The 12,514-nt window shown below is 72.6% G+C and carries 11 protein-coding genes; 9 read left to right on the top strand and 2 right to left on the bottom strand.

The genetic code is table 11. From position 1 onward, the window contains the following. From AOK01_RS25190 to AOK01_RS25180, 3 genes are all read left to right on the top strand, one after another. Positions 1–737, top strand: a 737-nt coding sequence (locus tag AOK01_RS25190; RefSeq protein ID WP_055515471.1) for a DUF5819 family protein, incomplete at its 5' end; no start/stop codon positions are given. Further along, complete coding sequence (locus AOK01_RS25185) at positions 734–2,200, top strand: HTTM domain-containing protein (RefSeq protein WP_107099905.1); 1,467 nt, start codon at positions 734–736, stop codon at positions 2,198–2,200. The genes AOK01_RS25190 and AOK01_RS25185, both read left to right, overlap by 4 nt. Positions 2,201–2,232: 32 nt before the next feature. Then, positions 2,233–2,982, top strand: coding sequence for a TrmH family RNA methyltransferase (locus AOK01_RS25180; protein ID WP_055515467.1), 750 nt, complete (start codon positions 2,233–2,235; stop codon positions 2,980–2,982). 93 nt (positions 2,983–3,075) lie between these two features. On the opposite strand, the gene paaN is transcribed toward AOK01_RS25180, so the two are convergent. Then, complete coding sequence (gene paaN, locus AOK01_RS25175) at positions 3,076–4,770, bottom strand: phenylacetic acid degradation protein PaaN (RefSeq protein ID WP_055515465.1); 1,695 nt, start codon at positions 4,768–4,770, stop codon at positions 3,076–3,078. A 134-nt stretch (positions 4,771–4,904) separates the two neighbouring features. On the opposite strand from paaN, the gene AOK01_RS25170 reads away from it, so the two are divergent. Together AOK01_RS25170 and AOK01_RS25165 are read left to right on the top strand one after the other, a co-directional pair. Further along, positions 4,905–6,419: a 3-hydroxyacyl-CoA dehydrogenase gene (locus tag AOK01_RS25170; protein ID WP_055515463.1), complete on the top strand. Its 1,515-nt coding sequence runs from the start codon at positions 4,905–4,907 to the stop codon at positions 6,417–6,419. Then, positions 6,416–7,006 carry a TetR/AcrR family transcriptional regulator gene (locus AOK01_RS25165; RefSeq protein ID WP_055515462.1) on the top strand — a complete coding sequence of 197 codons (591 nt, stop codon included), beginning with the start codon at positions 6,416–6,418 and terminating at the stop codon, positions 7,004–7,006. The genes AOK01_RS25170 and AOK01_RS25165 overlap by 4 nt, the downstream gene beginning before the upstream one ends. Before the next feature lie 91 nt (positions 7,007–7,097). On the opposite strand, the gene AOK01_RS25160 is transcribed toward AOK01_RS25165, so the two are convergent. Continuing rightward, the gene (locus AOK01_RS25160) at positions 7,098–7,583 is read right to left on the bottom strand and encodes an Lrp/AsnC family transcriptional regulator (RefSeq protein ID WP_055515460.1); all 486 of its coding nucleotides are present in this window, start codon (positions 7,581–7,583) and stop codon (positions 7,098–7,100) included. A 209-nt stretch (positions 7,584–7,792) separates the two neighbouring features. Here AOK01_RS25160 and pdhA point away from each other — a divergent pair, with 209 nt between their 5' ends. The 4 genes from pdhA to AOK01_RS25140 all read left to right on the top strand — a co-directional run bounded on the left by pdhA (position 7,793) and on the right by AOK01_RS25140 (position 12,407). After that, positions 7,793–9,004 (top strand): pyruvate dehydrogenase (acetyl-transferring) E1 component subunit alpha, encoded by a 1,212-nt coding sequence (pdhA, locus tag AOK01_RS25155; RefSeq protein WP_055515458.1) that lies wholly within the window; start codon positions 7,793–7,795, stop codon positions 9,002–9,004. Beyond that, positions 9,001–10,005, top strand: coding sequence for an alpha-ketoacid dehydrogenase subunit beta (locus AOK01_RS25150; protein WP_055515456.1), 1,005 nt, complete (start codon positions 9,001–9,003; stop codon positions 10,003–10,005). The genes pdhA and AOK01_RS25150 overlap by 4 nt, the downstream gene beginning before the upstream one ends. After that, on the top strand, positions 10,005–11,402 hold the full coding sequence (locus AOK01_RS25145; protein WP_055515453.1) for a dihydrolipoamide acetyltransferase family protein: 1,398 nt from the start codon (positions 10,005–10,007) through the stop codon (positions 11,400–11,402). Before AOK01_RS25150 ends, AOK01_RS25145 begins: the two co-directional genes overlap by 1 nt. A gap of 90 nt (positions 11,403–11,492) precedes the next feature. Next, complete coding sequence (locus tag AOK01_RS25140) at positions 11,493–12,407, top strand: NTP transferase domain-containing protein (protein ID WP_055515451.1); 915 nt, start codon at positions 11,493–11,495, stop codon at positions 12,405–12,407. Positions 12,408–12,514: the final 107 nt, after the last annotated feature.

Here is a 12,514-nt window from a genome sequence, read left to right as displayed (position 1 = left end):
CCCCCGTTCCCCCCGGCACCCCGCCGCGGGACGGCCGCGTGGACCCCGGTGACGGCCTCGCCGCGCTCTCCCTCCCCTTCCAGATCGCCGCCGCGCTCGCGCTCGCGCTCGTCGTCGTGGGCGCCTGCGTACACCTCGGCATGGTCTTCCTGCACGTCGCGCCGTCGAACACGGTCACCAAGCAGCACGAGCGGCTGATCGACGACTGGGTCTACCCGGAGTTCGAGCAGAACTGGAAGCTCTTCGCGCCCAATCCGCTGCAGCAGGACATCGCGGTCCAGGTCCGTGCCGAGGTGAAGGCCACGGACGGCGCCGTCAGAACGACCCGCTGGTACGACCTCTCCGCGATGGACGGCCGGGCCATCGACGGCAATCTGCTGCCGAGCCACACCCAGCAGAACGAGCTGCGCAGGGCCTGGGACTTCTTCGTGGCCACGCACGACGAGACGAATCGCCCGAACGGTCTGCGCGGCGACCTCTCCGAGCGCTACATGCGCCGGATCGTGGTCCTGCGCCTCGACCGCGAGGAGGCGGGCGGCCGGGGCGCCGTCGTCCAGCGGGTCCAGGTCAGGTCCCGTACGACCAATGTGCCGCCACCGGAGTGGAGCCAGGAGCAGGTGTCCGACAAGCCGATTCTGCGGCAACTGCCCTGGTGGCCGGTGTCGGAGACCGACCGGGCGGCCGGAACCCGGCCGGTGGACTCCACGGAGACGGAGACGGCGGCGAGCGCCCGATGAGCAACGACGACATCACCCCGACGGCCAAGCAGCACACCACCACCCCGCCGGGTGACCCCGACAGCCTTCCCGACCCTCGCCGCATCCGCGGCCTCGGTCGTGAGCGGTTGGCCGGGCGGGTCAGCCGGTTCGACCGGACGCACCGTCTCGACCGGACGCTGGCGCACGTCGTCGCACGGCTCACCGGCCAGGCCCTGGGGCCGTACCAGAGCGCGGTGATCCGCATAGGCTTCGCCGGGACCTGGCTGTTCTTCCTCTTGCGGGAGTTCCCGCACCGCCAGGAGATGTACGGGCCCGACGGACCCTGGAGCTGGGACCTGGCCCAGCAGCTCACCGCGAGCAATCACGCCTTCACGGCTCTGGTCTGGTCCGACAGTCAGGTCTGGTTCGAGATCGTCTTCGCGTTCGCCGTGCTGTCCAGCGCCTTGCTCCTGCTCGGCTGGCGCACCCGCACGATGTCCGTGCTCTTCCTGATCGGCGTGCTCTCCCTGCAGAACCGCAGCATCTTCATGGGGGACGGCGGCGACAACGTCATCCACCTGATGGCGATCTACCTGGTGTTCACCCGCTGCGGCCAGGTGTGGTCGCTGGACGCGCGGCGCGGGCGCCGGGAGGCGGCGGAGGCCGCTCGCCCGGATCTGGCCGTTCGCCCGTACCTGGCCGACAACCCGGATCCGACCGACAACCCGGATCATCCGGCCGGGGAGCCGGACGGGGCCGGTCGCCCGGACCGGGTCGGTGTCGTCCTGTGGGCCGTGCTCGGCCTCGCCCTGGCGGCGGCCACGCTCGCGGGGAAGATCGACGGCGGCCTGTTCGGCGGCTGGCTGACGATCTACTGGGGGCTGTGGGCGGTCCAGAGCCTGTGGTGGCTGACGGGCCGGTACACCCGGAGCGCCCAGCCGCGCGCCTTCCTCGACGTCCTCGCCAACCTCGTCCACAACGCGGCACTCTTCGTGATCATGGCTGAGGCGTGTCTGATCTACGCGACCGCCGGCTGGTACAAGGTCCAGGGCTCGCGCTGGCAGGACGGCACGGCGGTGTACTACCCGCTGCACCTGGACTACTTCTCCCCCTGGCCCGCCCTGTCCGACCTGCTGTCCGCGAACGGCACCATGGTGATGCTGGTGACGTACGGGACCGTGGTCGCGCAGGTCGCCTTCCCCTTCACGCTCTTCAACCGTCGGGTCAAGAACGTCCTGCTGGCCGCCATGATGACCGAGCACGCCGTGATCGCCGTCGTACTGGGCCTGCCGTTCTTCTCGCTCGCGATGATCGCCGCCGACGCGGTCTTCCTGCCGACGTCCTTCCTGCGCCGCCTCGGCGACCGGGCCACACGCGCGCGTGGCCGGCTCCGGCCGGCCTCCCGCCTCCGGCGCCTCGGGCGTACGTTCCCGGGGCCGCGCAAGAAGGCCCCGCAGCTCGCGGAGGCGGCCCCTGAGGCGGCTCCGGGAGCGGCCGGGTAGGCCGCCGGGCCCACGCACGTAGGCTGCACAGCATGAGGGACCCCCGCGACCCCGAGCCCCTGAGCGCCTGGCACCGGCTCGCCGACACCGCCGTACTGCTCGACGGCTTCCACGTCCTCAAGCACGCGGTGCGCTTCCGGGCCGAGGTCCAGGTGGCGGTCACCACCGACCGGCGGGCCGCGCTCGCCCTCGCCGACGAGCTGGCCCCGGACGTACGCGAGACGCTGGACGCCCTCCTGGCGGAGGTCCCGGAGTCCACGTACCGGGCGCTCGTCCCGCGTCCGCATCCCACCGCGGTGGCCGCCCTGGCGGTACGCCCCCCGCGCGCGGCCAACCTGCGGGCGCTGGCCCGTACGCCGCGCACCGCGCCCGTGGTCGTCCTCGACCAGCCGCGCAACCTCGGGAACGCCGGAGCGGTCATCCGGCTCGCGGCCGGCTTCGGGGCGACCGGGGTCGTCACCACCGGCACGCTCGATCCGTGGCATCCCACGGTCGTGCGGGGCGGGGCCGGGCTGCACTTCGCCACGGCCGTCGAGCGGCTGGCCGTGGACGAGCTGCCCGCCGGGCCGGTGTTCGCCCTCGATCCGGAGGGCGAGGACATCCGGGCGCTGAAGCTGCCGGACGACGCGGTTCTTGCCTTCGGCTCGGAGCGCAGTGGGTTGTCGGCCGAACTGCGGGGCCGCACCGACCATTTGGTGTCGCTGCCGATGCGGTCGCAGGTGTCCAGCTACAACCTCGCCACCAGCGTGGCGATGACCTTGTTCCACTGGAGCGCCCCCTGAGGGGCTTTTCGCGTTGTGCAGGCGTACGGCTGTGGGTTGTTCGTGGCTGGGCGCGCAGTTCCCCGCGCCCCTACGGGGCGCTCCCCAGGAAGCTCACGACTCCTTACGGACCTCCACCACCCGGAAGCGGTTGGCCACGAACGCCCCGTCGCACAGCGCGGAGTTGGCCGCCGGGTTGCCTCCCGACCCGTGGAAGTCCGAGAACGCGGCCGTCTGGTTGACGTACACCCCGCCCGTCAGGTTCAGCGAGAGCTGGGCCGCCTCGTCCAGGCAGGCCTCCCGCAGGGCCTCCTCGACATCCTCCGAGGTCGTGTACGCGCCGACGGTCATCGCGCCCTTCTCGCGGACGGTCCGGCGCAGCAGCTCCACCGCGTCGGCCGCCGAGTCGACCGCGACGGCGAACGAGACAGGGCCGAAGCACTCGCTCATGTAGGCGGCCTGGTCGTCCGGCTTGCCGCCGTCGAGCTTCACGATCACCGGCGTACGCACCACGGCGTCCGGGAACTCCGGGTTGTCGATCGCCCGGGAGGCGAGGGCGACTTCGCCGAGTCCGGCCGCGGCCTCCAGGCGGGCCTGCACGTCCGGGTTCACGATCGCGCCCAGCAGGGCGTTGGCGCGGGCGTCGTCCCCGAGGAGTGCGTCGACCGCCGTCGCGAGGTCGGCGACCACCTCGTCGTACGACTTGGGGCCATCCTCCGTACGGATGCCTGCGCGCGGGACGAGGAGGTTCTGCGGGGTCGTGCACATCTGGCCGCTGTAGAGGGACAAGGAGAAGGCGAGGTTCGACAGCATGCCCTTGTAGTTGTCGGTCGACTCCAGGACGACCGTGTTGACGCCGGCCTTCTCCGTGTAGACCTGCGCCTGGCGGGCGTTGGCCTCCAGCCAGTCGCCGAACGCCGTCGAGCCGGTGTAGTCGATGATGCGGATCTCGGGGCGGGTGGCCAGGGTTTTCGCGATGCCCTCGCCGGGGCGCTCGGCGGCCAGTGCCACCAGGTTCGGGTCGAAGCCCGCCCCGGTGAGCACCTCGCGGGCCACCTGGACGGTGAGCGCGAGCGGCAGTACCGCGCGCGGGTGGGGCTTCACCAGCACCGCGTTGCCCGTGGCCAGCGAGGCGAACAGGCCCGGATAGCCGTTCCACGTGGGGAAGGTGTTGCAGCCGATCAGCAGCGCGACGCCGCGCGGCACCGGGGTGAACTGCTTGGTCAGCGCGAGCGGGTCGCGCTTGCCCTGGGGCTTCGTCCACTCCGCCGTGTCGGGGGTGCGGACCTGCTCCACGTACGCGTACGCGACCGCTTCCAGGCCGCGGTCCTGGGCGTGCGGCCCGCCGGCCTGGAACGCCATCATGAAGGCCTGGCCGCTGGTGTGCATGACCGCGTGCGCGAACTCGTGCGTGCGGTCGCTGATCCGCTTGAGGATCTCCAGACACACCATCGCGCGGGTCTCCGCGCCCGCGTCGCGCCACGCGCGCTGTCCCACGCGCATGGCGGGCAGCAGGACGTCGACGTCCGCGTGCGGGTACGTGACGCCCAGCTCGGTCCCGTACGGCGAGACCTCGCCGCCCACCCAGTCGTCGGTGCCGGGCTGGCCGAGGTCGATGCGGCTCCCGAGGAGGGCGTCGAAGGCGGCCTTGCCCTCCGCCGTTCCCAGGCTGCCGTTCTCCCCGTACGCCTTGGGATGTTCGGCGTGCGGCGACCAGTACGCGCGCGTGCGCATCGCTTCCAGCGCCTGGTCGAGGGTGGACCGGTGCCTGGCGACGAGCTCGTGCGCGGTCAGTGCGGCGGCGGCCATGCGGAACCAACTCCTCGTTCAAGGACTTTCGCGGAAGCGGAAACAGCCGGACAGAGTTAGAGTAACCGAACGATCGGTCGGGACAAGGGGGTCCGCTGAACCTGTGGAAAACCCTGTGCGGGAGGATCGCGAGCATGACAGCACTCGACCTCGTCGGCCCCGTGGCCGTCGTCGGCACCGGCACCATGGGCCAGGGCATCGCCCAGGTCGCGCTCGTCGCGGGCCACCCCGTGCGGCTGTACGACACCGCGCCGGGCCGCGCCCGGGCGGCGGCCGAAGCGATCGGCGCCCGCCTCGACCGGCTCGTCGACAAGGGCAGGCTGACCGGCGCCGAGCGCGATGCCGCACGCGCCCGGCTGCGCCCCGCCGAGAGCCTCGCCGACCTCGCCGGCTCCGGCCTCGTCCTCGAAGCCGTCCTGGAGCGACTGGACGTCAAACAGGAGCTGTTGCGCGACCTTGAGGACATCGTCTCGGAGGACTGCCTGCTCGCCACCAACACCTCCTCCCTGTCGGTGACCGCGATCGGCGGCGCCCTGCGCAACCCCGGCCGTTTCGTCGGACTGCACTTCTTCAACCCCGCGCCGCTGCTGCCCCTCGTGGAGGTCGTCTCCGGGTTCGCGACCGACGTCTCGTCGGCCACGCGCGCGTACGAGCTGGCCCGCGCCTGGGGCAAGACCCCGGTCGCCTGCGCCGACACCCCGGGCTTCATCGTGAACCGCATCGCGCGGCCCTTCTACGCCGAGGCCTTCGCGGTCTACGAGGCCCAGGCCGCCGACCCGGCGACGATCGACGCGGTGCTGCGCGAGTCGGGCGGTTTCCGGATGGGCGCCTTCGAACTGACCGACCTCATCGGCCAGGACGTCAACGAGTCCGTCACGCGCTCCGTGTGGGAGGCCTTCTTCCAGGACGTGCGGTTCACGCCCTCGCTGGCCCAGCGGCGCCTCGTCGAGTCGGGCCGGCACGGCCGCAAGACCGGGCACGGCTGGTACGAGCACGGGGACGGGGCCGAGCGGCCCGAGCCGCACACCGCGGAGCGGGCCCAGCCGCCCGCGTACGTCGTCGTCGAGGGCGATCTGGGCCCCGCCTCCGAACTGGTCGCGCTGATCCGCGAGGCGGGCATCCAGGTCCGCGAGGACGAGGAGGACCACGGCACGCGGCTGGTGCTGCCGAGCGGCGGCCAGCTGGCCCTCGCGGACGGCCAGACCGCCGTCGAGTTCCGTGACGTCGTCTATTTCGACCTGGCGGTCGACTACCGCAGGGCGACCCGGATCGCCCTGTCCCACTCGCAGGACACCCAGACGCAGACCCTCGCCGAGGCCACCGGGCTCTTCCAGGCGCTCGGCAAGGACGTCAGCGTCATCGGGGACGTGCCCGGCCTGATCGTCGCCCGCACGGTGGCCCGCATCGTCGACCTGGCGCACGACGCCGTCGCCAAGGGAGTGGCCACCGAGGAGGACATCGACACGGCGATGCGCCAGGGCGTCAACTACCCGCTGGGCCCCTTCGAATGGAGCCGCAGGCTCGGCAGGAGCTGGGCCTACGACGTCCTGGACGACCTGCACATGCGTGACCCGTCAGGGCGTTACGCCCCGTCCCTCGCGCTCTACCGCCACGCGTACGCCTCGGAAAAGCGGGAGGGCACCCCATGACCACCGCCAAGCGCGACACCTACACGCCCGAGACACTGCTCACCGTGGCGGTGCGGGTCTTCAACGAGCGCGGCTACGACGGCACCTCCATGGAGCACCTCTCCAAGGCGGCCGGCATCTCCAAGTCGTCGATCTACCACCACGTCACCGGCAAGGAGGAACTGCTGCGCCGGGCCGTCAGCCGGGCGCTCGACGGCCTCTTCGGAATCCTCGGCGAGGAGCACGCGCGCGTGGGGCGTGCCGTGGAACGCCTGGAGTACGTCACCCGGCGCATGGTCGAGGTCCTCACCGCCGAACTGCCGTACGTGACCCTGCTGCTGCGCGTGCGCGGCAACACCGACACCGAGCGCTGGGCCCTGGAACGGCGCCGGGACTTCGACCACGAGGTGGCCGCGCTCCTGAAAGCGGCGGCGGCCGACGGCGACGTACGCGGTGACGTGGAGGTCCGGCTCGCGACCCGGCTGGTCTTCGGGATGATCAACTCGATCGTCGAGTGGTACCGCCCGGACGGGCGGGGCATGGGGGAGCGCGAGGTCGCGGACGCGGTGGTGCTGATGGTCTTCGGGGGACTCCGGGCGACGGGCTGAGCCGGGCGCGAGGCGGGCTGAGCCGGCGCGTCGACGGGTTCTTTCCGGGCCGCCCACCGCCGCAGAGCCACGTCACCCCTGCGGGCCCACGTCACCCCTGCGGCTCCAGGTCCTCCTCCTCGAACACCAGCAGCGTGCGGGTGCTGAGCACCTCGGGGATGGCCTGGAGCCGGGTGAGCACCAGCTCGCGCAGGGCCCTGTTGTCCGGTGTGTGCACCAGCAGCAGGACGTCGAAGTCGCCGCCCACCAGCGCGATGTGGGACGCCCCGGGGAGCACCCGGAGCTGCTCGCGCACGGTGCGCCAGGTGTTCTGCACGATCTTGAGCGTGATGTACGCCGAGGTGCCGTGCCCCGCGCGCTCGTGGTCGACACGGGCGCCGAAGCCGCGGATCACGCCGTCCTCGACGAGGCGGTTGATGCGCGCGTACGCGTTGGCCCGGGACACGTGGACCCGCTCGGCGACGGACCGTATCGAGGCGCGGCCGTCCGACTGGAGCATCTGCAGGATGTCCTGGTCGATGGAGTCGAGCGGACGCGGCGGCGGCAGGGTGGCCCCGGGGTCAGGGCCTGCGGCCATTTGTTCAGGTGCCATGTCCCCCCGCCTTCCTGTCATGGACGTACTGCGTCCATTTCAGGCTGTGCAGAACCGTTTGTCCACAGCCTGACGGTGCCTGTAGCCAAAATGTGCCGACGACCGAACAATCGGTAGGTGGGGCGCGCCGCTCACGACGGGCCTCTCGAAGCGACTTCCACGAGTCGAAGCGACTTCCACGAGGAGGTGCCGACATGACGGTCATGGAGCAGCGAGGCGCATACCGGCCGACGCCGCCGCCTGCCTGGCAGCCACGTACCGACCCCGCGCCGCTGCTGCCCGACGCGCTGCCCCACCGCGTCCTCGGCACCGCAGCGGCCGACCGGGCCGACCCGGACCTGCTGCGCCGGCTGTACGCGGAACTGGTGCGTGGCCGCCGTTACAACGCGCAGGCGACCGCCCTCACCAAGCAGGGCCGCCTCGCCGTCTACCCCTCCTCCACCGGCCAGGAGGCCTGCGAGGTCGCCGCCGCGCTCGTCCTCGAAGAGCGCGACTGGCTCTTCCCGAGCTACCGGGACACCCTTTCCGCCGTGGCCCGGGGCCTCGACCCCGTCCAGGCGCTGACCCTCCTGCGCGGCGACTGGCACACCGGCTACGACCCGAACGAGCACCGCGTCGCCCCCCTGTGCACGCCGCTCGCGACCCAGCTCCCGCACGCGGTGGGCCTCGCGCACGCCGCCCGCCTCAAGGGCGACGACGTGGTCGCGCTCGCGCTGGTCGGCGACGGCGGCACCAGCGAGGGCGACTTCCACGAGGCGCTGAACTTCGCCGCCGTCTGGCGGGCCCCGGTGGTCTTCCTGGTCCAGAACAACGGCTTCGCGATCTCGGTCCCGCTCGCCAAGCAGACCGCCGCCCCCTCACTGGCCCACAAGGCCGTCGGGTACGGAATGCCGGGCCGGCTGGTCGACGGGAACGACGCCGCCGCCGTGCACGAGGTCCTCGGCGAGGCGATCGCCCACGCGCGCGCGGGCGGCGGCCCGACGCTCGTGGAGGCGGTGACGTACCGCATGGAGGCCCACACGAACGCCGACGACGACAAGCGCTACCGCGCCGACGCGGAGGTCGAGGCCTGGCGTGCGCACGACCCGATCGCCCTCCTGGAGCGCGAGCTCACCGAGCGCGGGCTGCTCGACGAGGACGGCATACGTGCCGTGCGCGAGGACGCCGAGGCGATGGCCGCGGACCTGCGCGAGCGCATGAACCAGGACCCGGTGCTCGACCCCATGGACCTCTTCGCGCACGTCTACGCGCGACCCACGACGCAACTCCAGGAACAGGAGGCCCAGTTGCGGGCCGAGCTGGACGCCGAGATCCGCCACCACGAGGACGAGCCGGACCACCGGGACGAGCCGGACCACCGGGACGGGCCGGACCACCGGGACGGGCCGGAGGTAAACGCGCGATGACCACCGTCGCGGTGAAGCCGGCCACCATGGCCCAGGCCCTCGGCCGCGCCCTGCGCGACGCGCTGGCCGAGGACCCCACCGTCCATGTCATGGGTGAGGACGTCGGCGCCCTGGGCGGCGTCTTCCGGGTCACGGACGGGCTCGCGAAGGAGTTCGGCGAGGACCGGGTCACGGACACGGCGCTGGCCGAGGCGGGCATCCTCGGCACGGCGGTCGGCATGGCCATGTACGGGCTCAGGCCGGTCGTGGAGATGCAGTTCGACGCCTTCGCGTACCCCGCCTTCGAGCAGCTGATCTCGCACGTGGCGAAGATGCGCAACCGCACGCGCGGGGCGACACCGCTGCCCATCACCGTGCGCGTGCCCTACGGCGGCGGCATCGGCGGCGTGGAGCACCACAGCGACTCCTCCGAGGCGTACTACATGGCGACCCCGGGGCTGCACGTCGTCACGCCCGCGACGGTTGCTGACGCGTACGGCCTGCTGCGCGCCGCCATCGCCTCCGACGACCCGGTCGTCGTCCTGGAGCCCAAGCGCCTGTACTGGTCGAAGGACTCCTGGAACCCCGACGAGCCGCAGGCCGTGGAACCGATCGGCCGCGCGGTGGTCCGCCGCCGGGGCCGCAGCGCCACGCTCATCACGTACGGGCCGTCCGTGCCCGTCTGCCTGGAGGCCGCGGAGGCGGCCCGGGCCGAGGGCTGGGACCTCGAAGTCGTCGACCTGCGCTCCTTGGTCCCCTTCGACGACGAGACGGTCGCCGCGTCCGTGCGGCGCACCGGCCGGGCCGTCGTGGTGCACGAGTCGGGCGGCTTCGGCGGGCCCGGCGGGGAGATCGCCGCGCGCGTCACCGAGCGGTGCTTCCACCACCTGGAGGCGCCGGTGCTGCGCGTGGCCGGCTTCGACATCCCGTATCCGCCGCCGATGCTGGAGCGGCACCATCTGCCCGGCGTCGACCGCATCCTGGACGCGGTGGCCCGGCTGCAGTGGGAGGCACAGAGCTGATGGCCCAGGTCTTGGAGTTCAAGCTGCCCGACCTCGGTGAGGGGCTGACCGAGGCGGAGATCGTCCGCTGGCTCGTCCAGGTCGGTGACGTCGTCGCCGTCGACCAGCCCGTCGTCGAGGTCGAGACGGCCAAGGCGATGGTGGAGGTCCCCTGCCCGTACGGCGGCGTGGTCACGGCTCGCTACGGCGACGAGGGCACCGAACTGCCTGTCGGCTCCCCGCTGCTGACGGTCGCGGTGGGAACACCGGTTTCCGGGACGGAGACCACCGGCGCCGGGGCCCCCGGCGGTGGGAACGAGGGCGAGGGCTCCGGGAACGTGCTCGTGGGTTACGGCACCCAGGCGCCTCCGGCACGGCGCCGCAGGGTACGGCCGCCCGCAGCACCCGGTGCGGCTCCGGGCCCCGTACGGGAGGAACGACCGCTCGCGGCCGGGGCAGGGGCCGGGTCCGGAACCGTGAACGGGGTCGGGGCAGGCGTCGATGACGGGTATGGGCGCCGGGCCGACGGCCCCGTGGCGGTGATCTCACCGCTCGTGCGCCGGCTGGCCCGCCAGAACGGGCTCGACCTGCGGGAGCTGCCGGGTTCGGGACCCGACGGCCTGATCACGCGCGCGGACGTGGAGCACGCCGTGCGGGCCGGTGCGCCCGCTGCGGCCACCACGACAGCCACGACGCGTACAGCCACGACGCGTACGACCACCCGCGCGTCCGGCACGCGCGTCCCCCTCAAGGGCGTCCGCGGTGCCGTCGCCGACAAGCTCTCCCGGAGCCGGCGCGAGATCCCCGACGCGACCTGCTGGGTGGACGCCGACGCGACGGAACTGATGCACGCGCGCGTGCGGATGAACGAGGCCGGCGGGCCGAAGATCTCCCTCCTCGCGCTCCTCGCCCGTATCTGCACCGCCGCGCTGGCCCGGTTTCCCGAGCTCAACTCGACGGTCGACATGGACGCCCGCGAGATCGTCCGGCTCGACGAGGTGCACCTCGGGTTCGCCGCGCAGACCGAGCGCGGACTCGTCGTTCCGGTGGTGAAGGGCGCGCACACCCGGGACGCGGAGTCGCTGAGCGCGGAGTTCGCCCGGCTCACCGAGGCGGCCAGGACCGGGACGCTCACCCCGGCGGACCTCACCGGCGGCACCTTCACACTGAACAACTACGGGGTGTTCGGCGTCGACGGCTCGACCCCGATCATCAACCACCCCGAGGCCGCCATGCTCGGCGTCGGCCGGATCGTCCCCAAGCCCTGGGTGCACGAAGGCGACTTGGCGGTGCGGCAGGTCGTACAGCTCTCGCTCACCTTCGACCACCGGGTGTGCGACGGCGGAACGGCGGGCGGTTTCCTGCGCTATGTGGCGGACTGCGTGGAACAGCCGGCGGTGCTGCTGCGGACCGTGTGACCCCCCTCGGCCCGCAGGGCCCGTCACCACCCCCGTCCACATGCTGTGCACGGGGGTGGAAATGATCCACCGGGCACTCATACTCGTGGGGTGACCGCGTTCGATCCTCCCAGCGACGCCGTCGTGCTCGCCGGCGGCGCCGCCCGCCGCCTCGGCGGCGCGGACAAACCGGGCGTACGCGTCGGTGGCCGCGCGCTGCTCGACCGCGTCCTGGCCGCTTGCTCCGGCGCGGCCACCACCGTGGTCGTCGCGGAACCCCGGCCCACCTCGCGCCCCGTGCGATGGGCGCGCGAGGACCCTCCCGGCGGAGGTCCGCTCGCCGCGCTGGACGCCGGCCTGCGGCACACCACCGCCGAGTACGTCGTGGTGCTCTCCGCCGACCTGCCGTTCCTGGACCGGGAGACGGTACGACGGCTGCTGACCGGCCTTCACGGGACGGGCGGTGAGGGCGTGTTGCTCACCGACCCGGGCGGCCGTGACCAGCCCCTCGTGGCCGCGTACCGGCGTTCCGCGCTGCGGCGCGAGCTCGCCGCCCTGCGTGCCGAGCACGGCGAACTGACCGGGCTGCCGTTGCGACGGCTCATCGGCGCGCTCGAAGTGACCCGCATCACCGACCCCGTCGCGTCCTTCGACTGCGACACCTGGGACGACATCGCCGTCGCCCGGGCACGTATCAGGGAGCATGGGCACGTGTTGGATGAATGGATTACCGCAGTCAAGGACGAACTGGGCCTCGACCTGGACGTCGACACCGGCCTCCTGCTCGACCTGGCCCGCGACGCCGCCCACGGCGTGGCGCGTCCGGCGGCACCGCTGACGACGTTCCTCGTCGGATACGCGGCGGGCCGGGCCGAGGGCGGCCCCGAAGCGGTCGCGGAGGCCGCTCGCAAGGCGGCGGCACTGGCACTGCGCTGGGCAGCGGAGGCGGAGGCAGGGGCGGAGTCCGGGTCGGAGGCAGGGTCGGAAGCCGGCCCCGCCGGTGACGCCCGCCCGGACGCCGGATGACCGCCTCGGGGCCGTACGACGAGGTCGACTTCGGTGTCGAGGAGGCCCTCGCCCTGGTCAACGAAGCCGGTACCCCGGCGTCCGACGACCCCGGCACCCCCAAGACC

The organism is Streptomyces aurantiacus, assembly GCF_001418335.1.
Taxonomy (GTDB): domain Bacteria; phylum Actinomycetota; class Actinomycetes; order Streptomycetales; family Streptomycetaceae; genus Streptomyces; species Streptomyces aurantiacus.
Note: the sequence above shows the minus strand (reverse complement) of the source record. Positions and strands in the feature narration are given on the sequence as shown.